The 25378-nt window shown below is 66.4% G+C and carries 32 protein-coding genes; 1 reads left to right on the forward strand and 31 read right to left on the reverse strand.

What is annotated here, in order from left to right:
* Positions 1-1851, reverse strand: a complete 1851-nt coding sequence (glmS, locus tag C5B97_RS14200; RefSeq protein WP_104312698.1) for a glutamine--fructose-6-phosphate transaminase (isomerizing) — start codon at positions 1849-1851, stop codon at positions 1-3.
* Between the two features lie 60 nt (positions 1852-1911).
* Here glmS and coaA point away from each other — a divergent pair, with 60 nt between their 5' ends.
* Entirely contained in the window at positions 1912-2862 is a 951-nt protein-coding gene (coaA, locus tag C5B97_RS14205) for a type I pantothenate kinase (RefSeq protein ID WP_104254010.1), read from the forward strand.
* A 244-nt stretch (positions 2863-3106) separates the two neighbouring features.
* Here coaA and C5B97_RS14210 read toward each other — a convergent pair whose 3' ends face one another.
* The 30 genes from C5B97_RS14210 to rplE all read right to left on the reverse strand — a co-directional run bounded on the left by C5B97_RS14210 (position 3107) and on the right by rplE (position 25378).
* On the reverse strand, positions 3107-4243 hold the full coding sequence (locus tag C5B97_RS14210; protein WP_104312699.1) for a mannitol-1-phosphate 5-dehydrogenase: 1137 nt from the start codon (positions 4241-4243) through the stop codon (positions 3107-3109).
* Positions 4243-4677 (reverse strand): PTS sugar transporter subunit IIA, encoded by a 435-nt coding sequence (locus C5B97_RS14215; protein ID WP_104312700.1) that lies wholly within the window; start codon positions 4675-4677, stop codon positions 4243-4245. The genes C5B97_RS14210 and C5B97_RS14215 overlap by 1 nt, the downstream gene beginning before the upstream one ends.
* 77 nt (positions 4678-4754) lie before the next feature.
* Entirely contained in the window at positions 4755-6302 is a 1548-nt protein-coding gene (locus C5B97_RS14220; RefSeq protein ID WP_104312701.1) for a PTS mannitol transporter subunit IICB, read from the reverse strand.
* Between the two features lie 105 nt (positions 6303-6407).
* The gene (locus C5B97_RS14225; RefSeq protein ID WP_068479230.1) at positions 6408-6665 is read right to left on the reverse strand and encodes an HPr family phosphocarrier protein; all 258 of its coding nucleotides are present in this window, start codon (positions 6663-6665) and stop codon (positions 6408-6410) included.
* Positions 6666-6946: 281 nt separating this feature from the next.
* Positions 6947-8311 (reverse strand): phosphoglucosamine mutase, encoded by a 1365-nt coding sequence (glmM, locus tag C5B97_RS14230; protein WP_104312702.1) that lies wholly within the window; start codon positions 8309-8311, stop codon positions 6947-6949.
* Positions 8312-8326: 15 nt separating this feature from the next.
* The gene (gene rpsI, locus C5B97_RS14235; RefSeq protein ID WP_104242637.1) at positions 8327-8812 is read right to left on the reverse strand and encodes a 30S ribosomal protein S9; all 486 of its coding nucleotides are present in this window, start codon (positions 8810-8812) and stop codon (positions 8327-8329) included.
* A 26-nt stretch (positions 8813-8838) separates the two neighbouring features.
* A complete protein-coding gene (gene rplM / locus C5B97_RS14240) occupies positions 8839-9282 on the reverse strand; it encodes a 50S ribosomal protein L13 (protein ID WP_068479234.1) in 444 nt (147 codons plus the stop codon).
* A 164-nt stretch (positions 9283-9446) separates the two neighbouring features.
* On the reverse strand, positions 9447-9797 hold the full coding sequence (locus C5B97_RS14245) for a hypothetical protein (protein WP_104312703.1): 351 nt from the start codon (positions 9795-9797) through the stop codon (positions 9447-9449).
* A gap of 34 nt (positions 9798-9831) precedes the next feature.
* Positions 9832-10755 carry a tRNA pseudouridine(38-40) synthase TruA gene (locus C5B97_RS14250; protein WP_104312704.1) on the reverse strand — a complete coding sequence of 308 codons (924 nt, stop codon included), beginning with the start codon at positions 10753-10755 and terminating at the stop codon, positions 9832-9834.
* A 97-nt stretch (positions 10756-10852) separates the two neighbouring features.
* A complete protein-coding gene (rplQ, locus tag C5B97_RS14255) occupies positions 10853-11419 on the reverse strand; it encodes a 50S ribosomal protein L17 (RefSeq protein WP_104312705.1) in 567 nt (188 codons plus the stop codon).
* Between the two features lie 45 nt (positions 11420-11464).
* Positions 11465-12460 (reverse strand): DNA-directed RNA polymerase subunit alpha, encoded by a 996-nt coding sequence (locus C5B97_RS14260; RefSeq protein ID WP_104254019.1) that lies wholly within the window; start codon positions 12458-12460, stop codon positions 11465-11467.
* Positions 12461-12609: 149 nt separating this feature from the next.
* Positions 12610-13008: a 30S ribosomal protein S11 gene (rpsK, locus tag C5B97_RS14265; protein ID WP_068479244.1), complete on the reverse strand. Its 399-nt coding sequence runs from the start codon at positions 13006-13008 to the stop codon at positions 12610-12612.
* A gap of 42 nt (positions 13009-13050) precedes the next feature.
* The gene (gene rpsM, locus C5B97_RS14270; RefSeq protein WP_068479246.1) at positions 13051-13425 is read right to left on the reverse strand and encodes a 30S ribosomal protein S13; all 375 of its coding nucleotides are present in this window, start codon (positions 13423-13425) and stop codon (positions 13051-13053) included.
* 192 nt (positions 13426-13617) lie between these two features.
* Positions 13618-13731 (reverse strand): 50S ribosomal protein L36, encoded by a 114-nt coding sequence (rpmJ, locus tag C5B97_RS14275; protein WP_008361054.1) that lies wholly within the window; start codon positions 13729-13731, stop codon positions 13618-13620.
* A 69-nt stretch (positions 13732-13800) separates the two neighbouring features.
* Positions 13801-14022: a translation initiation factor IF-1 gene (gene infA, locus C5B97_RS14280; RefSeq protein WP_066056559.1), complete on the reverse strand. Its 222-nt coding sequence runs from the start codon at positions 14020-14022 to the stop codon at positions 13801-13803.
* A 131-nt stretch (positions 14023-14153) separates the two neighbouring features.
* On the reverse strand, positions 14154-14993 hold the full coding sequence (gene map / locus C5B97_RS14285) for a type I methionyl aminopeptidase (RefSeq protein WP_104312706.1): 840 nt from the start codon (positions 14991-14993) through the stop codon (positions 14154-14156).
* A gap of 45 nt (positions 14994-15038) precedes the next feature.
* A complete protein-coding gene (locus C5B97_RS14290) occupies positions 15039-16025 on the reverse strand; it encodes a hypothetical protein (protein WP_146080827.1) in 987 nt (328 codons plus the stop codon).
* A gap of 19 nt (positions 16026-16044) precedes the next feature.
* Positions 16045-16419: a hypothetical protein gene (locus tag C5B97_RS14295; protein ID WP_104312708.1), complete on the reverse strand. Its 375-nt coding sequence runs from the start codon at positions 16417-16419 to the stop codon at positions 16045-16047.
* The gene (locus C5B97_RS14300; RefSeq protein ID WP_104312709.1) at positions 16412-17230 is read right to left on the reverse strand and encodes a hypothetical protein; all 819 of its coding nucleotides are present in this window, start codon (positions 17228-17230) and stop codon (positions 16412-16414) included. Before C5B97_RS14300 ends, C5B97_RS14295 begins: the two co-directional genes overlap by 8 nt.
* A gap of 118 nt (positions 17231-17348) precedes the next feature.
* Positions 17349-18521 (reverse strand): CaiB/BaiF CoA-transferase family protein, encoded by a 1173-nt coding sequence (locus tag C5B97_RS14305; protein WP_104312710.1) that lies wholly within the window; start codon positions 18519-18521, stop codon positions 17349-17351.
* A gap of 9 nt (positions 18522-18530) precedes the next feature.
* Complete coding sequence (locus C5B97_RS14310) at positions 18531-19703, reverse strand: acyl-CoA dehydrogenase family protein (RefSeq protein WP_258068286.1); 1173 nt, start codon at positions 19701-19703, stop codon at positions 18531-18533.
* 215 nt (positions 19704-19918) lie between these two features.
* A complete protein-coding gene (locus C5B97_RS14315; RefSeq protein WP_104312712.1) occupies positions 19919-20542 on the reverse strand; it encodes an adenylate kinase in 624 nt (207 codons plus the stop codon).
* The gene (gene secY, locus C5B97_RS14320; RefSeq protein WP_104254027.1) at positions 20539-21897 is read right to left on the reverse strand and encodes a preprotein translocase subunit SecY; all 1359 of its coding nucleotides are present in this window, start codon (positions 21895-21897) and stop codon (positions 20539-20541) included. The genes C5B97_RS14315 and secY overlap by 4 nt, the downstream gene beginning before the upstream one ends.
* A gap of 72 nt (positions 21898-21969) precedes the next feature.
* Positions 21970-22443: a 50S ribosomal protein L15 gene (gene rplO / locus C5B97_RS14325; RefSeq protein ID WP_104312713.1), complete on the reverse strand. Its 474-nt coding sequence runs from the start codon at positions 22441-22443 to the stop codon at positions 21970-21972.
* Positions 22440-22628, reverse strand: a complete 189-nt coding sequence (gene rpmD, locus C5B97_RS14330) for a 50S ribosomal protein L30 (protein ID WP_104312714.1) — start codon at positions 22626-22628, stop codon at positions 22440-22442. Before rpmD ends, rplO begins: the two co-directional genes overlap by 4 nt.
* Positions 22628-23317, reverse strand: a complete 690-nt coding sequence (gene rpsE, locus C5B97_RS14335; protein ID WP_104286337.1) for a 30S ribosomal protein S5 — start codon at positions 23315-23317, stop codon at positions 22628-22630. Before rpsE ends, rpmD begins: the two co-directional genes overlap by 1 nt.
* 32 nt (positions 23318-23349) lie before the next feature.
* Complete coding sequence (rplR, locus tag C5B97_RS14340; RefSeq protein WP_068479263.1) at positions 23350-23721, reverse strand: 50S ribosomal protein L18; 372 nt, start codon at positions 23719-23721, stop codon at positions 23350-23352.
* Between the two features lie 2 nt (positions 23722-23723).
* On the reverse strand, positions 23724-24260 hold the full coding sequence (gene rplF / locus C5B97_RS14345; protein ID WP_104254028.1) for a 50S ribosomal protein L6: 537 nt from the start codon (positions 24258-24260) through the stop codon (positions 23724-23726).
* A gap of 6 nt (positions 24261-24266) precedes the next feature.
* Positions 24267-24665 (reverse strand): 30S ribosomal protein S8, encoded by a 399-nt coding sequence (rpsH, locus tag C5B97_RS14350; RefSeq protein WP_068479267.1) that lies wholly within the window; start codon positions 24663-24665, stop codon positions 24267-24269.
* A 125-nt stretch (positions 24666-24790) separates the two neighbouring features.
* Positions 24791-25378: a 50S ribosomal protein L5 gene (gene rplE, locus C5B97_RS14355; RefSeq protein ID WP_104254029.1), complete on the reverse strand. Its 588-nt coding sequence runs from the start codon at positions 25376-25378 to the stop codon at positions 24791-24793.

Raw genomic sequence — 25378 nt, forward strand, 5'->3', positions numbered from 1 at the left:
CTACTCGACGGTGACGGACTTCGCCAGGTTGCGAGGCTGGTCGACGTCGAGGCCCTTCGCCGTCGCCAGCTCGATCGCGAAGATCTGCAGCGGCACGACCGCGAGGAGCGGCTCGAAGAAGGGCTCTGTCGGCGGAACCGCGATGACCTCGTCGGCGTACGGCAGCACGGCCGCGTCGCCGACCTCGCAGATCGCGAGCACCCGGGCGCCGCGGGCGCGGATCTCCTGGATGTTCGAGACGATCTTCGGGTGCAGCGTGTCGTCGTGGCGAGGGCTCGGCACGATGACGAACACGGGCTGCCCAGGTTCGATGAGCGCGATCGGGCCGTGCTTGAGCTCGCCCGCCGCGAAGCCCTCCGCGTGGATGTACGCGATCTCCTTGAGCTTGAGCGCGCCCTCGAGCGCGATCGGGTAGCCCACGTTGCGGCCCAGGTACAGCACTGAACGGGTGTCGGCCATCCAGTTCGCGAGCTCGTGGATGCGTTCCCGAACGCCGAGGACCGTGCGCACCTTCTCGGGGATCGTCTGGAACTCCGTGAGGAGCTCCTCGCGGCGCTCGTCGGTCATCGTGCCGCGCACGGTGGCCGTGTAGATGCCGAGCAGGTAGAGCGCGGTGATCTGGGCGAGGAACGCCTTGGTCGATGCGACCGCGACCTCGGGTCCCGCGTGCGTGTAGACGACCGCGTCGGACTCGCGCGGGATCGTCGCGCCCTGCGTGTTGCAGATCGAGAGCGTCTTCGCTCCTCGGGACATGGCGTAGCGAACCGCCATGAGCGTGTCCATGGTCTCGCCCGACTGGCTCATCGAGACGATGAGGGTGCGGGAGTCGAGGACAGGGTCGCGGTAGCGGAACTCGTGGGCGAGCTCGACCTGCACGGGTACTCTGGCCCACTTCTCCATGGCGTACGCGCCGACCTGCGCCGAGTATGCGGCCGTTCCGCACGCGACGATGATGATGCGGTGGATGTCGTTGAAGAAGTCGTCCCCGAGCGCATCGAGATCCGGCAGCGCCACTCGACCCTCGACGATGCGACCGCGCAGCGTGTTCGCGACGGCCTCCGGGTCCTCGTCGATCTCCTTGGCCATGAAGCTCGGCCAGCCACCTTTCTCGGCGGCTGACGCGTCCCACGACACCTCGAACGCCTCTGCCGTGGCAGGCTCGCCATCGAACGTCGTGATCTCAACCGAATCCGGTCGCACGAGCACGATCTGCTCCTGACCGACGGCCAGTGCACGCGGCGTGTACTCGACGAAGGCGGCGACGTCGGAGCCAAGGAAGTTCTCTCCATCGCCGAGGCCGATGACCAGCGGCGAGTTGAGACGCGCTCCGACGACGAGTCCGGGCTCGTTCGCGTGCACGGCGAGGAGCGTGAAGGCTCCGTCGAGGCGGCGGACCACGGCGCGGAAGGCCTGCTCGAGGCTGCCGACCTCGCGATAGACGTGGCCGATCATGACGGCCGCGACCTCCGTATCGGTCTCCGACTGGAAGGTGTAGCCCAGCTCGACGAGCTCGGCCTTCAGCTCGGCGAAGTTCTCGATGATCCCGTTGTGAATGACGGCCAGCTTGCCGTCATCGGCGAGGTGCGGATGCGCGTTCGCGTCCGTCGGACCGCCGTGCGTCGCCCACCTGGTGTGGCCGATACCCGTGTGGCCATCGGAAAGCGGGTGGCGCTCCAGGTCCTCACGCAGCACCTTCAGCTTGCCCGCACGCTTGCGGGTCTCGATCTGCCCCTCATCATCGATGACCGCGACACCAGCGGAGTCGTACCCCCGGTACTCGAGTCTTGCGAGGCCGCCCATCAGGATGTCAAGGCTCTCTCGTGGACCAACGTAACCAACAATTCCGCACATACGGGCCATCTTAGGGGCACCGCTCATGCGGGGCCGGACACCGCACTAGACTCGCGTTCTATGTCCGCAACTGGTCAGATTCCGCGCAGCGGAGGAGACTCGCCCTTCGTCGAGATCCTCCGCCAGGACTGGGCCGACCTGGCACCATCCACCCCGATGACGCTCGACGAATCCGACCTCATCCGGCTCCGCGGCCTCGGGGACCACCTTGATCTCGACGAGGTCCGGGACGTCTACGTGCCGCTCTCCCGCCTCATCAACCTGTACGTCTCGAACGCCCGATCCCTGCACCGGGCGACCAGCGGCTTCCTCGGCGAGCGGAGCGCATCCACCCCGTTCGTCATCGGCGTCGCCGGGTCGGTGGCCGTCGGGAAGTCGACGGTGTCGCGCCTGCTGCGCGAGCTCCTGCGCCGCTGGGAGGACACGCCCCGCGTCGAGCTCGTCACCACGGACGGCTTCCTCTACCCCAACGCGGAGCTCGAACGCCGCGGCCTCATGGAACGCAAGGGCTTCCCGGAGTCGTACGACCAGCGGGCGCTGCTGCGGTTCATCACGAAGGTGAAGAGCGGTGCGGCTGAGGCTCGCGCGCCGTTCTACTCGCACCTGAGCTACGACATCGTCCCCGATGCCGAGATCGTCGTGAATCAGCCGGATGTCCTCATCGTCGAGGGGCTCAACGTGCTCCAGCCCCCGCGCGCTCACTCGCTCGCCGTGAGCGACATGTTCGACTTCTCCATCTACGTCGACGCGCGCTCCGAAGACATCGCCCGCTGGTACGAGCAGCGCTTCCTCTCGCTGCAGCGCGGCGCGTTCACGAACCCGAGGTCGTACTTCCGGCGCTTCGCCGATCTCAGCACCGATGAGGCCCTCGAGCATGCCCGCAGCATCTGGTCGCGCATCAACGGCCCGAACCTGCGCGAGAACGTCATGCCGACCCGCTCCCGCGCGCAGCTCGTGCTTCGGAAGGCGAGCGACCACACCGTGCGCAGCGTCCTCCTCCGCAAGGTCTGAGCCCGACTCCTCACGCTCGCACCCTCGGGCGCCCAGGTCGGGGTCTCGTCGTGCGCCGCCGGACCCGGTCGCGCGCCGCGGCGTCGAGGTCTCGGGATGGCGACCTCGCTTCGTTGCGGGAAACTTCCGGCAAGAGAGGAAGCTTCCCATCCCGAGACGACGTGGCACCGCTGGGCGGCCGATCAGCAGGACGCCCCCTCCGAGCTGGCTCGGAAGGGGCGTCCTGACTGCGTGGAGCGGATGCCTAGGCGGTGCGTGCCGCCTGCGCCTGCTCGACCTCGGCGACGACCGCCGCGAAGAGCGCGCCGCTCTCGAGGCCGGTCACCTCGCGAGTGAACGTCTCCGCGTCCAGCGTGGCGAGCTTCTGCTGCAGCTCGACGCTCTCCTGGTCTGCCTCGACGTCGAACCGAAGGGCCGCTCCGATCGCTCGCACGAGGGCGTCGTACGACAGCCCTGCGGCGGCAGCCTCCGATGCCGGACGCACGAAGCGCTCCTTCGCCGAGAGCTTGCGCAGCGGCTGACGGCCGACACGAGCGGGCTGGTCGGGCAGATCACGGTTCGCGAACCTCGAGAGCGTCGTCGCGACGTACTCGGCATGGTCGGCTTCCGAGAAGCCGAACTGCGAGACGAGCACTCGGCTCGTCTCGCCGAGCACCGCTTCGACCTCTGCCGCGACCGCAGGAAGCGCGAGCGCGTCCTGCATGTTCGTGGCACCCGCGACGAAGCCGTGATAGGCGATCGTCGCGTGACCCGTGTTCACCGTGAAGAGCTTGCGCTCGATGTACGGCTCGAGGTCGTCCACGAAGTGCGCTGCCGGGATGTTCGGCTCGGCACCGTCGAACGGCGTCCGGTCGATCGTCCACTCGAAGAAGTCCTCGACGGTGACGTCCACTCCGTCGACAGCCTGCTCGGGAACGATGCGGTCGACGGCGGTGTTGGCGAAGACCGCTCGATCCGCCAGCTCCTCAGCGCCTTCGAGGACAAGCCCCCTGAGCGTGTCGGATGCGCCGATCGCGTTCTCGCACGCCATGACCGCGAGCTTCGGCGCATCAGCCGCGCGGGCTGCGAGGCCCTTGCGGATGACGGGCGCGATGAAACGGAGCACGTTCGGACCGACGGCGCACGTGACGACGTCGGCCGTCGCGATCTCCTGCACGACCTCGTCCTCGTGCGTGGCCGAGTTGATCGCCCTGAAGCGATCGACGACGTGGCTCTTCGCGGATGGGCCGACCTCGTGCACTGTGTAGGTGTCGACCGCCTGAAGGGCGCCGATGAGATCGGCGTTGACGTCGGCGTAGACGACCTCGTACCCGGCTTCATGCAGGACGAGCCCGATGAACCCGCGCCCGATGTTGCCAGCTCCGATGTGGACTGCCTTCATTACTCGTTCACGTCCCCGAGGAGCCGTGCGAGCTCTTCCGGCGTCTCCGCCTTCAGGAGGGCTTCCACGTTGTCCTCGTCGCTGAACACGATCGCGACGCTCGAGAGGATCTCGAGGTGGCCGCCGTCCTTGCCTGCGATGCCGATGACAAAACGAGTCTCGTTTCCGCCCCAGTCGATGGGCTCGTCGTAGCGGATCACGGAGAGGGCGGACCCGAGGATCGAGTCCTTGGCTTCGTTCGTGCCGTGCGGGATAGCGAGGTAGTTGCCCATGAACGTCGAGACGCTCTGCTCGCGATCGTGCATCGCCTGGATGTAGTCCTGCGTCACGGCACCGGCTGCGACGAGCAGCTCGCCCGCTTCCGTGATGGCTTCCTCGCGCGTTCGTGCGGTTCCGCCGAGACGGATGCTGTCGAGGCTCAGTACTTCTGCCATTTTTTCGGTTCCTTTCGATAGGAGGCCCCGAGCTGGAGTGTTCCAGCTCGGGGCCGAGGGTCAATCGATGGCGGGGCTCACTGGTTGGCGAGCCTAGCCACGACCTCGTCATACCTGGGGCTGTTCATGAAGTTTTCCACGGACACGTGGATCGCGTCTGGGGACTTCTGCTTCGCCCGGTCCGTGAGGTCCTGGTGCGTGACGATGAGGTCCGGCGTTGCATCGAGGTTCGCGATCGAGACGTTCTTCACGTTGATCCCCTCGATCCCGGCCTTCTTGATCTTGTTCCTGAGCACGGATGCGCCCATGGCGCTCGAGCCCATGCCGGCATCGCACGCGAACACGACGTTGGTGATCACCCTGGTTCCGACCGCGTCGCCACCGGCCTGCGTGGCAAGACCCGACAGCGCGTCGGACTTCTTGCCCTTGTTCGCTTCGGTCTGCGCGACAGCATCCGCGAAGCTGTTGCCTCCGGCAGCTTCCGCGGCCAGGTCCTTCTTGCGCGAGCTCAGCAGGATCGCGGCAGCGATCGCGAAGGTGACTCCGGCCGAGAACACGACCGACAGGATGACGCCGAGGTGGCTTCCCTGCGCCGTCATGATCATGATCGCGAAGATCGACCCGGGAGAAGCCGGTGCGACGAGACCCGAGCCGAAGATGACGTTCGTGAGGACGCCGGTCGCGCCACCGCCGATGACCGCGAGGATCAGGGCGGGCTTCGCGAGCACGTACGGGAAGTAGATCTCGTGGATGCCGCCGAGGAACTGGATGACGACCGCGCCAGGTGCACTCGCGCGCGCGACGCCGACTCCGAAGAAGCAGAACGCGAGGAGGAGTCCGAGACCGGGGCCGGGGTTCGCCTCGAGGAGGAAGAGGATGCTCTTGCCCGCCTCTTCCGACTGCGCGACGCCGAGGGGCGTGAGGACGCCCTGGTTGATCGCGTTGTTGAGGAAGAGGATCTTCGCGGGTTCGATGAGGATGCTCGCGAGCGGCAGCAGCCCAGCGTTGACGAGTGCGTCGACTCCCTCGCCGAGGCGTTCGGTGAGCCACGTGATGACCGGAGCGATCGCGAAGAACCCGGCGAGGGCCAGAAGCATCGCGAGGATACCGGCGGAGAAGTTGTTGACGAGCATCTCGAAGCCGGCGCGGATCTTGCCGTCCCAGATGCTGTCGACCTTCTTCATGATCCATGCCGCGAGCGGACCCATGATCATGGCACCGATGAACATCGGGATTCCCGCGCCGACGATGACACCCATCGTCGCGATCGCGCCGACGACGCCACCACGCGTGTCGTAGACCATCTTGCCGCCCTGGTAGGCGATGAGAAGGGGCAGCAGGTACGTGATCATCGGGCCGACGAGGCCGGGGAAGGCTGTGCCCTCGGGGTTCTCGTCGCTGATGGTGGCCGGGTCGATCGCCCAGCCACCGAGGGTGCCCCAGAGCTGGCCGTTGGCGGGGAACAGCTCGTTCAGCCAGCCGGTCTCGATGAAGAGCGTGGTGATGAGGCCCCAGGCGATGAACGCCGGGATATTCGGCATGACCATGCCGGAGAGGAACGCACCGAACTTCTGGACGCCGACGCGGGCACCCTTGCGTTCGGTCGTTGTGGCTTCTGCAGTCATTGTTGCTCCAAGCAGTCCCCATGCGCGGGGATCGGAGGGGAGAAGTCAGTGCGACTGTTCCCGGATTTCAAGAATTGGCCGAGTGGCCGGAGCGCGCGCGGCGGCTCAAGCGTCGTGGTCGGTCTCCAGAAGAGCCACGAGCTGGTCGGCGACGGCTTCGTCACCATCAACGGAGAGGGTGATCTCGTCGCCCTTGGAGACGCCAAGCGAGAGAACGCCGAGGATGCTGGCCGCGTTGACGCTCTTGTCGCCCTTCGCGATCGTCACCGGGACGCCCGCTTCGGTTGCTGCCTGCACGAAGATCGCTGCGGGACGTGCGTGAAGGCCGTGTTCCGATGCGACGGTGATCTTGCGTTCGATCATGGAGAGCTCCTTACGATTGGCGGGATTTCCGCGTGTTGAGCATATCCACGCGCGAAGCTCGAGATGCGAGATTGTCACCAAAACTTTGCCTCGGGCTTTGTTTTGTTCGCACACCGAGGTGAGCTCCCCTCGCGGAAGACTCACTGAGGGTGCCAGCGGCGAGGCTGGAGATCAAGAGGAATCCCGCAGAACGAGAACGGGGTTCCGCCGCACCACGTGATGGTGCGGCGGAACCCCGTTCTTGAATGGCGTCCGCGGGTGCCGAGTCTCGCGAATCCGACTCAGAGAGCCAGGCGTTCGCGGACGACTGCGGCAAGCGCCTCCGCGTGACGTTGCGCGGTCTCCTGCTCCCCGGCTTCGATCATGACGCGCACGAGCGGCTCGGTGCCGGACGGGCGCAGCAGCACGCGTCCGCTCTCACCGAGGTCGCGTGCGACCTGGGCGACCGCGGCCTGCAGCGGTTCGTCGGTGGCGCAGTCTTCCTTCCGCACCCCAGGCACGTTGATGAGCACCTGCGGGTAGACGCGCATCACGGATGCGAGTTCGGCGAGGGTCTTGCCCGTGCGCCGCATCTCCGCCGCGATGTGGAGTCCGGTGAGGATGCCATCCCCCGTCGTCGCGTAGTCGGTCAGGATCACGTGCCCCGACTGCTCGCCGCCGAGGGCGAGGCCTCGCTCGTTGAGTTCCTCGAGCACGTAGCGGTCGCCGACCTTGGTCTCGATCATGCGGATGCCTGCTTCGCGCATCGCGATCTTGAGGCCGAGGTTCGACATGACGGTCGCCACGAGCGTGTCTTCACGCAGGGCGCCGCGTCGGCGCATCGAGACGGCCAGGATCGCCATGATCTGGTCGCCGTCGACGACGTTCCCGTCAGCATCGATGGCGAGGCAGCGGTCGGCGTCGCCGTCGTGGGCGATGCCGAGATCAGCCCCGAGCTCCGTCACGGTGCGTGCCAGCTCGCCGAGGTGGGTCGACCCGACACCCTCGTTGATGTTGAGCCCGTTCGGCGCGTTGCCGATGACGGTCACCTGCGCACCCGCGTCCGTGAAGACCTCCGGCGAGACCCCCGCGGCCGCGCCGTGAGCGCAGTCGAGCACGACGTGCAGTCCGCGCAACGGGGACGTGCCGTCTTCGCGCAGCGGAAGGCTGCGCAGCAGGTGGAGCGCGTACCGGTCTTCGGCATCAGCGAACCGCTCGATGCTGCCGACTCCTGCGCCGGTGGGCGTGAGCTTCTCACCGCCGAGCAGCGCCTCGATCTGATTCTCCAGATCGTCCGCCAGCTTGCGGCCCCCACGCGCGAAGAACTTGATCCCGTTGTCTGGCGCTGGGTTGTGCGAGGCGGAGATCATGACACCGAAGTCGGCGCCGATCTCCGCAGTCAGAAACGCAGCAGCCGGCGTCGGTATGACCCCGGCGTCGAGCACGTCGACACCAGAGGAGGCGAGTCCGGCCGCGACCGCGGCCGAGATGAATTCGCCTGAGACCCGCGGATCGCGGGCCAAAACAGCACGAGGCCGCCGCCCGTGCTCGCTAGCAGATGTCGCGAGCACGATGGCAGCGGCCTGGGCGAGGCTGAGGGCGAGCTCGACCGTGAGGTGGTCGTTCGCAAGCCCACGAACCCCGTCCGTTCCGAAAAGCCTAGGCATTCGAAATGTCTGGACTTAGCGCTTCGAGTACTGAGGCGCCTTACGGGCCTTCTTGAGTCCGGCCTTCTTGCGCTCCTTGACGCGAGCGTCACGGGAGAGGAAGCCAGCCTTCTTGAGCTCCGGGCGGTTGTTCTCGCGGTCGATCTCGTTGAGAGCGCGCGCGATGCCGAGGCGGAGTGCACCGGCCTGACCCGAGGGTCCGCCACCCGAGATGCGCGCGATGACGTCGTACGCGCCACCGAGGCTCAGGATCGTGAACGGGTCGTTGATGAGCTGCTGGTGCAGCTTGTTCGGGAAGTAGTCGGCGATGTCGCGGTCGTTGACCGTGATGGTGCCGGTTCCCGGGATGAGGCGCACGCGGGCGATGGCCTGCTTGCGGCGACCGACAGCTGCACCGGGAACGGTGAGTGCCGGACGAGGAGCCTGGACGGCTGCCTCTGCCTCTGGGGTTTCGGTCGAGTAGCTCTGCGGCTGCTCGATGGACTCTGCAATGGTTGCCACTGTGTTCTCTTTCCTAGCTCGGGCCGCTACTGGGCAACCTGGTCGAAGACGTACGGCTTCGGCTGCTGGGCTGCGTGCGGGTGCTCAGCACCTGCGTAGACCTTGAGCTTCTTGAGCTGGTCGCGTCCGAGCGTGTTCTTGGGGAGCATGCCGCGGATCGCCTTCTCGACGGCGCGCGTTGGGTGCTTCTCGAGCATCTCCGTGTAGGAGGTCGCCGTGAGGCCGCCCGGGTAGCCCGAGTGGCGGTAGGCGAGCTTCTTCTGGAGCTTGGAGCCCGTCAGCGCGACCTTCTCAGCGTTGATGACGATGACGAAGTCGCCCATGTCAACGTGCTGAGCGAAGGTTGCCTTGTGCTTGCCGCGGAGCAGTGCTGCCGCGTGGGTTGCGAGACGGCCGAGAACGACATCAGTCGCGTCGATGACCACCCAGTCATGGGTGATGTCACCGCCCTTTGGTGTGTACGTGCGCATGAATGTGCACCTTTCGTCGAAATGAGGAGGTCGTGAATCCCGCTCTGTCGTGATGGTTGCGGATGAGGCGCCGGGAGGCGTGTCCCGGGAAGGCTCAGCCGCGAACGTCACAGTCGAGGGCTCAACTTCGAAGCCGACACCGAAGTGCAGACAACTTGAGTAGCTTACGCCAGCGAACGCGCGTTCGCAATCTCAGGTTGCGCGAGGCGCCGTGCACGGATCGTCCGGAACCGCGCCGCCGCTCCGAACACGCCCACGATCAGCATGGTTCCCACTCCCCCGGCGATCAGGGATGCAGCGAAGAGGAAGGATCCGAGGAAGAAGTCGGGGTCGGTCGGGTCGAGGGAGGGAATCGCCATGCTCACGATGCCGTAGGCGGAGACGATGATGCCAGCTCCGAGCGCGGTCCAGGCCCCGGCTGCCGTCGCTCGTGGCCAGAGTTTCGAGGTCAGGCTCAGCAGGATGAAGACGACGACGGGCAGAGCCAGCGCCGCGTAGCTGATGAGATCGACCATGCCTTCAGTCTGACCGTTCGCGTGAGCCTGGGAATCAGTCGGGAGATGTAGATCCCGTGTCGACGCCCGCAGACCCGCCCAAGGGTTCGACGAGATGCAGTGCCGGGCGCTGCGCCCTCGTCACCTGCTGGCGTGCGAGCAGCTCGTGCTCCGGCGGGTAGCCGACCCCCGTCAGCGTCAGTCCTCGCGCAGAGAGGACGGGGAACGCGCTGCTTCGCTCGGTGGCCTCGAGCAGCGCTGGCACGTCCTTCATGCGGATGCGACCGGCCCCGACCTCAGCGCACATCCCCACAAGTGCGCGCACCATCGAGTGGCAGAACGCATCGGCCTCGAGGTGCGCGACGAGCACGCCGTGTTCATCGCGCATCCACTCGAACCGCTGCAGGGTTCGGATCGTCGTCGCGTTCGGGCGGGGCTTGCAGAAGCCGGCGAAGTCGTGGAGGCCTACGAGGGTCTCCGCCGCCGCCTGCATGAGACCAGCGTCCAGCGCGCGCGTGACAACGGCGGTCCGGTGCCGCTCGATGGGATTCGGGGGCGTGAGCCGATCTGCGATACGGAACTCGTAGCTGCGTGAGATCGCCGAGAAGCGCGCGTCGAAGCCGTCCGGCGCTGGTGACACACGCGCGATGACGACGTCGCTGTCACGCCCGAGGACACCGTTGGTGCGTCGGAGGAGGATCGCGGCGATGTCGTCGTCTGACCGCCGTCGGATGTTGTCGACCGCGCGCTCATCGAGATCGAGGTGCGCGACCTGAGCCGTGGCGTGGACGCCGGCGTCGGTCCTGCCCGCGACCGTGAGGAGCGGCCCGGGCGGGAGTTCGCGGGCTACGAGGCGAAGCGCGTCTTCGAGCGCCCCTTGGACGGTGCGCAGCTCTGGCTGCGCAGCCCAGCCGCTGAACGCTGTCCCGTCGTAGGCGATGTCCAGACGGAACCGTGCTGTGTCTCGCCCGTGCGCCATGAACCCATCTTCCCTTACTCGATCACGATTCTCTGCGACACGACGAAGCCCCCGAGCATTCCGTGTGGATGCTCGAGGGCTTCGGTGTCAGGTCCGACTACTTGGCGTCGTCGGCCTTCTCGTCGGTGTCCGACTCGGCGGCGTCTGCTGCCGCGTCGTTGGCTTCCGTCGGCTGCGTGCCGCCGTCGGCCGTGGGCTCGGACGCCTCGGTGTCACCCGCGGCCGTGTCGACCTCGTCAGCTTCGACCTCGGGCTCAGCAGGTGCCGCGGCCGGCGCGGTCTTCACTGCGGAGGCCTTCGGGGTGACGGGCTCGAGGACGAGCTCGATGACTGCCATGGGGGCGTTGTCGCCCTTTCGGTAGCCGGTCTTGATGATGCGGGTGTATCCGCCGTCGCGACCTTCCATCTGCGGTGCGATCTCCGTGAAGAGCTCGTGCACGACGGTCTTGTCGGTGACGATCTGCAGCACGCGACGGCGTGCGTGGATGTCGCCGCGCTTCGCGAACGTGATCAGGCGCTCAGCGAGCGGGCGGAGGCGCTTGGCCTTCGTCTCGGTCGTCTGGATGCGCTTGTGCGTGTAGAGCTGCGCCGCGAGCGTAGCGAGCATGAGGCGCTCGTGTGCGGGGCCGCCTCCGAGGCGAGGACCCTTGTTGGGCTTAGGCATTCGTCATTCTCTTTCGTGTGAAGTCGGTCTGGCGGGCAGGTCTGTTTAGACGTACTCGCCGGTGTCGTCGCCGGCACCGTAGAAGTGAGCACCCTCGAACCCGGGAACCGAGTCCTTGAGCGAGAGGCCGAGCTCGGTGAGCTTGTCGCGCACCTCGTCGACCGACTTCTGACCGAAGTTGCGGATGTTCATGAGCTGGGTCTCGCTGAGCGCCACGAGCTCGGAAACCGTGTTGATGCCCTCGCGCTTGAGGCAGTTGTACGAGCGCACGGAGAGGTCGAGGTCTTCGATCGGCATCGACAGCTCGTTGGTGAGGACCGCGTCGACCGGCGCTGGGCCGATCTCGATGCCCTCTGCCTGCTCGTTCAGCTCGCGGGCAAGGCTGAAGAGCTCGACGAGCGTGCGACCAGCCGAGGCGATGGCGTCGCGCGGCGAGATGGCCGGCTTCGTCTCGACGTCGACGACGAGGTTGTCGAAGTCGGTGCGCTCACCGGCACGCGTCGCGTCGACACGGTAGGTGACCTTGAGGACGGGCGAGTAGATCGAGTCGATCGGGACCTGTCCGGCCTCGGAGAACTCGTTGCGGTTCTGCGTCGCCGACACGTAGCCGCGGCCGCGCTCGATCGTGAGCTCGAGCTCGAACTTCGCGTCGTCGTTCAGCGTTGCGATGACGAGGTCCGGGTTGTGCACCTCGACACCGGCCGGTGCGGAGATGTCAGCAGCCGTGACCTCGCCAGCCCCCGTCTTGCGGAGGTAGGCCGTGATCGGCTCATCGTGCTCGCTGGAGACGACCAGCTGCTTGATGTTGAGGATGATCTCGGTGACGTCTTCCTTCACACCAGGGATGGTCGTGAACTTGTGGAGGACACCGTCGAGACGGATGCTCGTGACTGCAGCCCCCGGGATGGAGGACAGCAGGGTGCGACGCAGTGAGTTGCCGAGGGTGTAGCCGAAGCCGGGCTCGAGCGGTCCGATCGTGAACTTCGAGCGGTTCTCGGAGAGGCTTTCCTCGGTGAGCGTTGGACGCTGTGCGATAAGCACTATGGGTTCCTTTCGGCAAAGTGTCCGCTATATGACACTTGGCGATTCAGCCGACGCACGTCGTCGACCGGGTGTGGAGTTCGAGCGGGGACGCCGAACATCCGCCACAAGGCCCTCCCTTGCGGGAGAGCCTCGCAGCGGACGAGAGGCTAGACGCGGCGACGCTTCGGGGGGCGGCAGCCGTTGTGTGCCTGGGGGGTGACGTCGTTGATCGAGCCGACCTCGAGGCCAGCGGCCTGAAGCGAGCGGATCGCGGTCTCGCGGCCGGAGCCCGGTCCCTTGACGAAGACGTCGACCTTCTTCATGCCGTGCTCCTGCGCCTGGCGAGCTGCTGCCTCAGCGGCGAGCTGCGCGGCGAACGGGGTCGACTTGCGCGAGCCCTTGAAGCCGACTCCACCGGAGGAAGCCCAGCTGATGACAGCGCCGGACGGGTCGGTGATCGACACGATCGTGTTGTTGAAGGTCGACTTGATGTGAGCCTGGCCCACTGCGACGTTCTTCTTGTCCTTCTTGCGCGGCTTACGAGCGGCGCTCTTTGGGGTAGCCAATGTTCTCTCCTACGAAATCTGCGGGCGCTGTCGCGGCGGCGACTAGCGTGCCTTCTTCTTGCCGGCGACCGTGCGCTTCGGGCCCTTGCGGGTACGCGCGTTGGTCTTCGTGCGCTGGCCGCGCACGGGGAGACCGCGGCGGTGGCGGAGGCCCTCGTAGCTGCCGATTTCGACCTTGCGGCGGATGTCAGCTGCGACCTCGCGTCGGAGGTCACCTTCTACCTTGAAGTTGCCTTCGATGTAGTCGCGGAGCTGGACGAGCTGCTCGTCGTCGAGGTTCTTGACGCGGATGTTGCCGTCGATGCCGGTGTCCTCGAGCGCCTTGAGTGCGCTCGTGCGGCCGACGCCGTAGATGTAGGTGAGTGCGATCTCGACGCGCTTTTCGCGCGGGAGGTCGACGCCTGCGAGACGTGCCATGGGATTTCTCCTGTGGGTTGAGGTGTGATGCACCGGATGGGCCCCGGCCTCGGTCCGAAGGTGTCCCCGTCGGGCTTGACGCCCTCCAGTTCTTACTGGTGCTGTTTCGTATTCAGTTGTGACGTCGAGTGCAGGTGCACTCAGGGGCATCCCTCACGCCGGCCCTGCACGTGAGAGAGGAGCCCCGAGCGATTAGCCCTGGCGCTGCTTGTGGCGCGGGTTCTCGCAGATCACCATGACGCGACCGTGACGGCGGATAACCTTGCACTTGTCGCAGATCTTCTTGACGCTGGGGTTGACCTTCATTGAAGTTCCTTCTGTGATCGCTGGCCTCGTGCTGGGCATACGCATGCCCAGCCGTTCCTTACAGCGTGCCTACTTGTAGCGGTAGACGATGCGGCCGCGGGTCAAGTCGTACGGGCTCAACTCCACGATCACGCGGTCCTCAGGAAGGATGCGGATGTAGTGCTGACGCATCTTGCCCGAGATGTGAGCAAGAACCTTGTGTCCGTTCGAGAGCTCTACGCGGAACATTGCGTTTGGCAATGCCTCGACAACCGAACCCTCGATCTCGATGACGCCGTCTTTCTTGGCCATAGCCTCACTGTCGTTTGCTATTGAATGCACGCTGGTCGTGCGGATGGACGGTGACGACGCGCGCGAAATCGCAACGCAAAAGACACCAAGCGTCAACTCTAGGTGGTCTTCCCGCGGAGTGCAAGTGCGGTCTATACTCCGGCGCCGGCCGGCGCCGTGGGGACGACGCCGAACGCGGCGAGGCCCGTCGCGCCCCCGTCGTGTGCCGTCGAGACCCAGATGCCGTCGGCGTGCACGAGGATCGTGTGCTCCCAGTGGGCGCCGAGCGTTCCGTCTGCTGAGCGGACGGTCCACTCGTCAGCGTCGATGACAACATCGGGCCCGCCGAGCGTGAGCATGGGCTCGATGCAGATGGCGAGACCGGGCTTCACGACTGGCCCGCGGCCGAACACTCGGATGTTGTGCACGGTCGGCTCCTCGTGCATGCTTCGCCCGATGCCATGGCCCGCGAAGTCCTCGAGGATCCCGAAGTCGCCGGACTGCTCGATGGACTCCTCGACCGCGGCGCCGACCTCGGCGAGGTGCTTCGCCGTCGCGAGCTTCGCGATACCTGCCCACAGCGAGCGCTCGCAGGCCTCGCTGAGACGCGTCCCATCTGCCACCGCGGCCGCGTCTGCGCCATCGCCTGGGACGACGAAGGTGCGGGCCGAGTCACCGTTCCAGCCTTCGAACATGGCGCCGGCATCGATCGAGACAAGCTGACCTGATCTGAGCGGCTCAGCGTTCGGAATGCCGTGCACCACTGCATCGTCGACGGAGGCGCAGATCGTGTGGCGGTACCCGGGGACGAGCGCGAAGTTCGGCACGGCGCCGTTGTCGCGCACGACACGCTCCGCGATGGCGTCGAGCTCCAGGGTGGTCACTCCCGGCCGGATCGCCTCGGTGACGGCGTCGAGGGCGAGGGCCGTGATCCGTCCGGCTGGGACCATCGCTGCGAGCTCGGCGGGGGTCTTGTAGATGCTCTTGCGCATCAGGAGAGTCTACGACCCCGGTGAAGGCGGCGACCGCGTCCACACTCAGCCGGTGGCGACGCAGTCGCCGTCGATCCACAGGTACAGCCACCCATCGTTCGTCTCCAGGGTTGCGAGGGCCAGGGCGTCGCTGCTGAGACCGTCTCCCGTCACCGAGGTGCTGTCCGCGATGAACTCGGTGTCCCTGGAGACAACCAGCCCTTGCTGCGTCCAGAGTTCCTCGACCGCGGTCATGTCGATGTCGGCGGTCGGGCTCCTGAAGCTCGCCGAGACCCATGCCTGGACCCCGGGATGCTCCTCATCGCCGCATGCGACCTCATTGACGCCCACGTACTGCGCGTAGTCGGGGTTGTCCTCGAGGGGTTCAGGCACGAGCGCTCTGGTCTCATCTGCAAGGGCTGTGACAGCCGCCTTCACCTCGTCGGCACTCAACGACGAGAACGTCGGGACTACGGGAGCAGCGGGCGACGGCTCGACGTACGTGTCGTCGTAGCCGTACCCGAACTCCGCCTCGTCGTAGCTTCCCTCGTAGCTGATGGAGAGGCTGGAGGACGCGGTCACAACACCGTTCACCACGACCGTGGCGGCGATCAGGAGCATGGCGAGCGTCGATAGAGCCGAGATCGCCAGGGGCCCATAGAGAGGGCCAGCCTGCTCGGCCTTCCCCTCGCGGCGCATCCGGCCCACCAGCAGCCAGACCACCACGGCGACCAGCGCGGGGATCAGAGCGAGGAGCACGATTAGGAGCGCCTGCAGAATCGCTCCCCACACGTAGCTCCCTGCCGTGGCCATCCCGTCGAGGAAGTACGTGGGCGAGAGAATCGCCATGCCGACGGAGGAGAACGGGCTCAGCGCTATCACAGCCGCGAAGACGGGAACCTGCACGACGGCGACGGCGAGCCCGTACAGGCCGATGATCAGCGCGCGGTCTGGCGTACTGGGCGCACGGCCGCCGGCGCCCTGCTGTCGTTGCGGCTCCGCTCGCGCCGGGTCCACGCCAACCTCGGCCGCGCGCTCGTCTGAGCTCTCCATCGTGTTGTCCTCCTGCACGTCATGCACCAGCAGCCCGGCTTGCCGCGACGGCACACCAGATGATTGTGAAGGCAGCGTTCGCCGCTGCCAGCAGACCGGCGGCCACGACGGCGGCGAGTGCCCCGCGCGTCCGGATCCTCGCGAGCCGGACCGAGCCGCCGACGGCCACGGCGAAGATGAGGGCAGGGAAGGCGGCGAGCAGCCCTCCGCGGATCCAGAGCCACGCGGCCGGCAGGTCGCCGGTCGCGGCCGCGAACGGGAACGTGATCGCGACGAGCGGCGCGAGCGAGCTGATCGCGGCGCAGACCAGGACGACGGTGGCCAGCGGCCACGGTTGCGGCTTCTCTGCGAGCGAGGAAGCAGGGGCGCTCGGTGGCGCGGGCAGTTCAGTCATCGGCCACGCCGCATTTCCCCGAGATGGTGAGGGTCAGCCACGGTTCGCCCGGCAGGGTCTCATCCGGCCCCACCAGTGATACGAACGACACGGAGGGATGGTAGGTTCCGCTGGCCACCAGCGTGTCCACGGTCGCCTCGACGAAGAAGCCTTCGCCGCGCACGAGCGCTTCGACGGCCGCCCAGCTCGCGGCGTCGTCAGCTGTCCTGAAGCTGAAGACGTTCTCGTACCTGACCCCCGGATGCGCGTAGTCCCCGCAGTCCTGCGGGTTGGGCTGCGCGCGCAGCGGGAACTGCGAGTCCTCGGTGACCGGCTCGGCAAGCACATCGACGAGCGCATCGACAAGAGCGCTGTAGTCCGCTTCCAGCTCGTTCTGGGTCAGGACCGTCGTGGTCTCTTCGCCGGCGATCCCCCACTGCTCCCAGCTGGCTACCGCGCGCTCGTTGTCGACCCGCTGAGCCGCTGCGGCCATCTCACCGGCGTGGCGTGCGGGGGCAACAACGAGGGTGGAGCTCCCCGCGACCGCGACGAGGCACAGAGCGGTTGTGATCCACGTTCGGCGTCGCGCGTCCCTCACGCGTCGCCGGCGGAGCGAGAGGGCGACGATGCACGTCGCCGTCACCAGCGCAAAGGCGAAGAGGACGCCGGACACCGCTCCGTCGGAAACGAGCGCATCACGCACCGCCGTGAGCGGGGACGCCTCTGACAGCGCGACCGCGGTCAGCACGCCAACGACGGCCGCGACGCCAGCTGCGGCAAGGATCGCCGCGTCCTCAGCGCTGCCCCGCTGCGGTGCAGAACCGTTTGTCATGCATGCACCCCGACCTCTTGGCGCCCCTGATGTGGCGCACCAGAACGACGCTAGTGGGCGGGCCGGGCTTCTCCGGTCACCAGACGACAACGCTTCGGCAACGCTGCGCGTCCGCGCGTCACGGTTCAGTAACGCGCTCCTGGTGCCAGACGGCCCTCTCCCCCGCCGTTGGGAGATCGGGCGGCGGCCCGGCGGAGCGCGCGGGTGTCGACGAGAGGTGGATGGGGTTCGCCACCGACCGCACACGCTCTCCTTCCTCGTCCGTCAGCTCGAGGACCGCCTCGAGCCCGAGCGACTCCGCGAAGGCGAACGCCTCCGCGACGTCGTTCACCAGACCGGCTGGAACCCGAGCGTCGCTCAGACGCCCCACCCAGTCGCGGGCATCATCTTCGCCAAGTCGGGCGCCCAGCAGCGCTCTGAGCTCCGACCGGTGGTGCACGCGGAGCTGATTCGAGGAGAAGCGGGCATCGGTGGCCAGCTCCGAGCAGCCCAAGGTCTCGACGAGGGACGCGAACTGACGATCGTTGCCGACGGCGATCACGAGTGGCCGGTCGCGAGCATCGAACAGCTCGTACGGAGCGATGCTCGGGTGCGCGTTGCCGAGCCGCGCAGGAGCCTCTCCCGTCGCCAGCGTGCTGGACGCCTGATTTGCGAGCGCCGACAGGAGGCTCGTCATGAGATCGACCTCGACCCGCTGCCCGGCGCCGGTCCTGTCCCGCTCACGAAGAGCGAGAAGTATCCCGGTCACCGCGTTCAAGCCTGTCAGCACGTCGACGAGCGCGACGCCGGCCTTGCTCGGCTCGCCGTCCACGGGCCCGGTGATGCTCATGAGGCCGCCGACGGCCTGCACCAGCAGGTCGTACCCCGGCAGCTCCGCACCGCCGGCGGCGCCGAATCCCGTGACCGAGCAGTACACGGTGGACGGGTTCTCACCGCGCACCGTCTCGTAGTCCAGCCCGAAGCGCGCCATGACCCCCGGTCTGAAGTTCTCCACCACAACATCGGCCTCGACGGCGAGGCGTCTCGCCGTCGCCACGTCAGCCCCGTCGGTCAGGTCGAGCAACAGCGACCGCTTGCCCCTGTTCACGCCCCCGAAGTACGTCGACTGCCCACGCGCGTCGACCGGCGGCGTCCACGCGCGCGTCTCGTCACCGCCGGGCGGCTCGATCTTGATGACGTCCGCGCCGAAGTCGGCCAGCATCATCGTCGCGTATGGGCCCGCGAGCACCCGCGAGAAGTCCGCGACCCGCACCCCGCTCAGCACGCCGTCGTGTTCGCGATCCGGAAGCATCGGCCGTGCCTACCTGAAGGCCGGGATGCCGGTCAGCTTGCTGCCGAGGACGAGGGTGTGGATCTCGTCTGTCCCCTCGTAGGTGCGCACCGACTCGAGGTTGTTCGCATGACGCAGCGGCGAGTAGTCGAGGGTGATGCCGTTGCCGCCCAGGATGGTCCTCGCCTCACGTGCGATGGCGATCGCCTCGCGCGTGTTGTTGAGCTTGCCAGCGGAGATATGGTGCGGTTGGATGCGGCCGGCGTCCTTGAGGCGTCCGAGCTGGAGCGCGAGCAGGAAGCCCTTGTTGATCTCGAGCGCCATATCGACGAGCTTCTGCTGCGTCAGCTGGAAGCCGGACAGCGGACGATTGAACGGCTGCCGCTCCCCCGCGTACGCGAGCGCCGCCTCGAAGCTGTCCCTGGCCGCTCCCATGACGCCCCACGCGATGCCGTAGCGCGCTTCGTTGAGGCACTCGAAGGGCCCGCGCAGCCCGCGTGCCCCGGGGAGCATCGCATCGGCAGGGACCCTGACCGAGTCCAAGACGATGTCGCACTGCACGGAGGCGCGCATCGAGAGCTTCGGGCCGATCGGCGTCGCCGAGAACCCAGCGGATGCCGTCGGCACGAGGAAGCCGCGGACGCCGTCGTCGGTCTGCGCCCAGATGACCGCGAGCTGAGCGAGCGACGCCAGGCCGATCCAGCGCTTGGCCCCGCTGATCACCCAGTCGTCGCCGTCCCGCCGGGCGAATGTACGCATGGTCCCCGGGTCAGATCCAGCCTCTGGCTCGGTCAGGCCGAAGCATCCGATGACCTCGCCCGCCGCCATGCGCGGAAGCCACTCGTTCTTCTGATCCTCGCTGCCGTGCTTCCAGATCGCGCTCATCGCGAGGGAGCCCTGCACGGAGACGAACGTGCGGATCCCCGAGTCGCCGGCTTCCAGCTCGGCGGCAGCGATGCCGTACTCGACTGCGCTGCGTCCGGCGCACCCGTACCCGCTCAGGTGCATGCCGAGCAGTCCCTCGCTCGCAAGCACCGGCACGAGGTCGATCGGGAACACGGCATCCTCGTACCAGGAGGCGATTCGCGGCCGCACGTGCTCGTCCACGAGGAGCCGCACCCGTCGACGCGAGGCCAACTCCTCCTCGCTCAACAGCACGTCGAAATCGACGAGGTCATGGGGCTCAGCTGAGGGCGAGGGCATATGCGTCTCCATTCCTGGACAACCTTGTCTACAGGGCTCATGCAGCGCCTCCCGAGTGAGAGGCCCGACAGGGCAACGCTAGCCGAGAAGCTTCGCGCAGAACCAGGGACGAAAGGCCCGAGACGACGCCCGCCGTGTGCGATCGGCCCTCAACCACGAAGGACCCGCCCGGAGTCTCCTCCCGGCGGGCCCTTGGTTGTGGTGCTGTGTCGTGCTTACTTGCCGCTCAACCGATGCAGCGGGTGACGCAGGCCACGCTGCTCGAGGGCGGCGAAGATCCGGTTGCGAACTTCCTCGACGGTGCCGAAGCCATTGACGCTCACGAGCACACCGCGCGCTGCGTAGGTCTCGAGAAGCGGCGCAGTCTCCTGCAAGTAAACGTTCTGACGGTGGCGGATGGCCTCTTCCGTGTCGTCCGCGCGACCCTGCTCGAGTGAACGACGGCGGAGACGCTCGACGACGCTGTCCACCTCGACCTTGAGCTCGATGACCGCGTCGATGGCGGTGCCCTCCTCCGCGAGCAGCTGCGTCAGGAAGGCGACCTGCTCCAGGGTGCGGGGGTAGCCGTCGAGCAGGAAGCCAGCCGCGGCGTCTGCCTCGGTCAGGCGGTCGCGCACGAGCTCGTTCGTGAGGGAGTCGGGAACGAGGTTGCCGCTCTCGATGATCTCGCGAACCTGGAGGCCGAGGTTCGTGCCGTTCTTGATGTTGGCACGGAAGATGTCGCCCGTGGAGATGGCGGGGATGCCGAAGGCCTCAGCGATGCCGACGGCCTGGGTTCCCTTGCCAGCCCCTGGAGGTCCGACGATGAGCAGGCGGAAGGTCTGGTCGTCATGTGTCATCGGAGAAGCCCCTCGTAGTTGCGTTGTTGGAGTTGAGCGTCGATCTGCTTCACCGTCTCGAGTCCGACACCGACCACGATGAGGATCGAGGCGCCGCCGAACGGGAAGTTGGCGTTCGCGTTGACGGTGGAGAGCGCGATGAGCGGGATGAGCGCGAGAACGCCCAGGTACAGCGAGCCCGGGAACGTGATGCGCGTCAGCACGAAGTTGAGGTACTCGGCAGTCGGTCGACCGGCGCGGATGCCGGGCACGAAGCCGCCGTGCTTGCGCATGTTCTCTGCGACTTCCTCAGGGTTGAAGGCGATCGCGACGTAGAAGTACGTGAAGCCGATGATGAGGAGGAAGTACACCGCCATGTAGAGCGGGTGGTCTCCGGTCGTGAAGTTGTTCATGACCCAGGTGACCCACTCGGGCGGGGTCTCCCCCGCTGCCGGCTGGTTGAACTGCGCGACGAGCGCGGGCAGGTACAGCAGCGACGAGGCGAAGATGACCGGGATCACGCCGGCCTGGTTCACCTTGATGGGGATGTATGTGCTGTTGCCGCCGTAGGTGCGGCGCCCGACCATGCGCTTCGCGTACTGGACCGGGATGCGCCGCTGGGACTGCTCGACGAACACGACGGCCATCATGATCAGGAGACCGATCGCGATGACGATGACGAGCGTCGTCATGCCACCGGTTCCGGCCGCGATGGCGCCGAACGCAGAGGGGAACGAGGCGGCGATCGAGGTGAAGATCAGGAGCGACATGCCGTTGCCGACGCCGCGCTCCGTGATGAGCTCCGCCATCCACATGATGACGGCAGTGCCTGCCGTCATGGCAGCGACCATGAGCACGATGCGGACCATGTTGATCACGGCGTTCTCGGGCGTCGCCGCCGACTCATTGAGCATGTTGAGGACGTTCTCGCAGGCTGCGTTGCCCGTGCCGAAGAGCGTCCCGGACTTCGCGACTGTGGCGAGCGTCGTCGCCTGCAGGATCGCGAGGGCGATCGTCAGGTAGCGCGTGTACTGCGTGAGCTTCGACTGGCCCGCCTGACCCTCCTTATGGAGTGCCTCGAAGTGGGGGATGACCACACGCAGCAGCTGCGTGATGATCGATGCCGTGATGTACGGCATGATGCCCAGCGCGAAGATCGACAACTGGAGCAGCGCACCACCGGAGAACAGGTTGACCATGTCGTAGAGACCGGCCATCTGCGTCCCAGTGTCGAGACACTGCTGCACGTTGACGTAGTTCACAAAGGGGCCAGGAACCGTGGTGCCGATCCGGTAGATGGCGACCATAGCGAGCGTGAAGAGGATCTTGCGACGAAGATCCGGAGTCTTGAACACTCGTGCGACGGCACTGAACACTACGTTCCTGCTTTCATTTCTCGTGAAAGAGACAAGCGGGGGTCGGCAACCGCCGACCCCCGCTTGGAGTTACTACTTGACGGAACCGCCGGCAGCAACGATCTTCTGCTCTGCTGAGCTGGAGACCTTGTCGACCGCGACGTTCAGCTTAACCGCAATCTCGCCATTGCCGAGCACCTTGACGGGCTCGTTCTTGCGAACTGCGCCCTTTGCCACGAGGCCGGCGATGGTGACGTCGCCGCCTTCGGGGAAGAGCTCAGCCAGCTTGGAGAGGTTGACGACCTGGTACTCGACGCGGAACGGGTTCTTGAACCCGCGCAGCTTCGGCGTACGCATGTGCAGTGGCATCTGGCCACCTTCGAAGCCGATGCGCACGGTTGTACGCGCCTTCGACCCCTTGGTGCCGCGACCAGCGGTCTTGCCCTTGGAGCCCTCACCGCGACCGACGCGCGTCTTGGACTTCTTGGCGCCGGGAGCGGGACGGAGGTGGTGGACCTTGAGCTGCGGCTCGGAGGTCACGTCCTTCTCGTTCTCGTTCTTGCTCATTCGGAAATCTCCTCAACTGAGACCAGGTGAGCGACAGTCTTGACGTAGCCGCGGTTCACCGAGTTGTCCGGCCTCACGACGGTGTCGCCGATGCGCTTGAGGCCGAGCGAGCGCAGGGTGTCGCGCTGGTTCTGCTTCTCGCTGATCTTGGACTTGATCTGGGTCACCTTGAGACTCGCGGCCATCAGGCACCAACCTTCTGTGCTTCGGCTGCTGCCTTGGCCGCGTTGGCCTCGGCACGCAGGATGCGCTGCGGGACGACCTGGTCGACAGGCAGGCCACGGCGAGCTGCGACTGCGCGCGGCTCCTCGAGCTGCTTGAGGGCCGCGACGGTCGCGTGCACGATGTTGATCGTGTTCGACGAGCCGAGCGACTTCGACAGGACGTCATGGATGCCCGCGCACTCGAGTACGGCGCGGACGGGGCCACCGGCGATAACACCGGTACCTGCAGCGGCGGGACGGAGCAGGACGACGCCTGCTGCTGCCTCGCCCTGCACGGGGTGCGGGATCGTCTTCAGGACGCGGGGGACGCGGAAGAAGTTCTTCTTCGCCTCTTCGACGCCCTTGGAGATGGCCAGCGGGACCTCACGGGCCTTGCCGTAGCCGACGCCCACGAGACCGTTGCCGTCTCCGACGACGACGAGCGCGGTGAACGCGAAGCGACGACCGCCCTTGACGACCTTGGAGACGCGGTTGATGGTGACGACGCGCTCCAGGAACTGGCTCTTGTCATCGCGGGAGTTGCGGTCACGACCGCCACCCTGGCCGCGCTCGCCGCGACCGCCGCCGCGACGGTTGTTGTCGCGTCCGCTGCCGCCTTCGCGCTGTGCCGACTCACTCGACGCGGCCGTCTCAACGGGCGTGTCGGTCATGTTGTCGGGCGTGTTGGTGTCGATTTTCTCGGTCACAGGTTCAGCCCTGCCTCTCGTGCTCCATCAGCGATGGCCGCGACGCGACCGGCGTACTTGTTGCCGCCGCGGTCGAAGACCACGCTCTCGATGCCGGCGTCCTTGGCGCGTGCGCCGACGAGCTCGCCGACACGCTTCGCCTTTGCGGACTTGTCGCCCTCGAACGCACGCAGCTCAGCTTCCATGGTGGATGCGGATGCGAGCGTGATGCCCTTGGTGTCGTCGACAACCTGGACGAAGACGTGACGCGCGGAGCGCGTGACGACGAGACGGGGACGCTGCGCGTCGCCGGAGACCTTCTTGCGAAGGCGGACGTGGCGGCGACGGGTCGCTGCCTGCTTGCTCTTTCCTCGAGTTCCGAGTCCCATGGTTACTTACCTGACTTTCCGGCCTTGCGGCGGATCTGCTCGCCCTCGTAACGCACGCCCTTGCCCTTGTAGGGCTCGGGGAGGCGGAGCTTGCGGATGTTCGCTGCGACCTCGCCGACAGCCTGCTTGTCGATTCCGACGACCGTGAGCTTGTTGTTGCCCTCGACCTGGAACGTGATGCCCGCCGGGGGCTCGACGTTGATCGGGTGCGAGTAGCCGAGTGCGAACTCGACGCCCGTGCCCTTGGAAACGATGCGGTAACCGGTTCCAACGACCTCGAGCTTCTTGGTGTAGCCCTCGGTGACGCCGATGATGTTGTTGTTGATGAGCGTGCGGGTCAGGCCGTGCAGTGCACGTGACTCACGCTCGTCGTTCGGACGCGTGACGAGAACCTGACCGTCTTCGAGCTTGACCTCGATGGGGTTCGCGACGACGAGCGCGAGCTCGCCCTTCGGGCCCTTGACGGTGACGTTCTGCGCGTCGATCTTGATGTCAACGCCAGCTGGGACGCTGATCGGGAGACGACCAATTCGTGACATGACGGATTACCACACGTAGGCGAGGACTTCTCCGCCTACGCCCTTCTGCTCGGCCTGACGGTCCGTGAGGAGACCGGAGGAGGTGGACAGGATGGCAATGCCGAGGCCGCCGAGGACGCTTGGCAGCTCGGTCGAGCGCGCGTAGACGCGAAGACCTGGCTTGGAGACGCGCTTGATGCCGACGATCGACCTCTCGCGGTTCGGACCGAACTTGAGCGAGAGAGTGAGGGTCTGGCCCACTCGTGCATCTTCGACTGTCCAGTCGGTGATGTAACCCTCGCGCTTGAGGATGTCGGCAATGTGGGACTTGAGCTTCGAGCTCGGCATCGACACGGAGTCGTGGTGCGCCGAGTTCGCGTTGCGCAGTCGCGTCAGCATATCTGCGACGGGATCTGTCATCGTCATGATGAGTGCCTTTCGCCTGGTTTCGCGGGGCCGTACACGGCCCCGCGACCTGTGGTGGACGGGCGGTTGCGGTTGCAACAGCCCGATGGGGTCACGGCTGCTGCCGTGACCCTCGGGTGTTCAGACTAGTTCTGCTGGAGACCGGCCTGGAACGGGAAGCCGAGCTTGCCCAGGAGGGCGCGTCCTTCTTCGTCGTTCTTCGCCGTCGTGACGACGGTGATGTCCATACCGCGTGTGCGGTCGATCTTGTCTGGATCGATCTCATGGAACATTACCTGCTCCGTGAGGCCGAAGGTGTAGTTTCCGTTGCCGTCGAACTGGCGGTCGCTGAGACCACGGAAGTCGCGGATACGGGGAAGGGCAAGCGAGAGCAGGCGGTCGAGGAACTCCCACATGCGGTCGCCGCGCAGCGTGACGTGCGCGCCGATCGGCTGACCTTCGCGCAGCTTGAACTGCGCGATGGACTTCGTGGCCTTCGTGACCTTGGGCTTCTGGCCCGTGATCGCCGTGAGGTCCGTGATGGCACCCTCGATGATCTTGCCGTCGCGAGCTGCCTCGCCAACACCCATGTTCACGACGATCTTCACGAGACCCGGAACCTGGTGGACGTTGCTCACGCCGAGGTCTGCCTGCAGCTGAGCCTTGAGCTCTTCGCGGTACTTCAGCTTGAGACGGGGCTGGATTTTGCCAGCCTCCGTGGCGATGTCAGTCAT

It is taken from the genome of Pseudoclavibacter sp. RFBB5 (assembly GCF_002931555.1).
Taxonomy (GTDB): domain Bacteria; phylum Actinomycetota; class Actinomycetes; order Actinomycetales; family Microbacteriaceae; genus Pseudoclavibacter.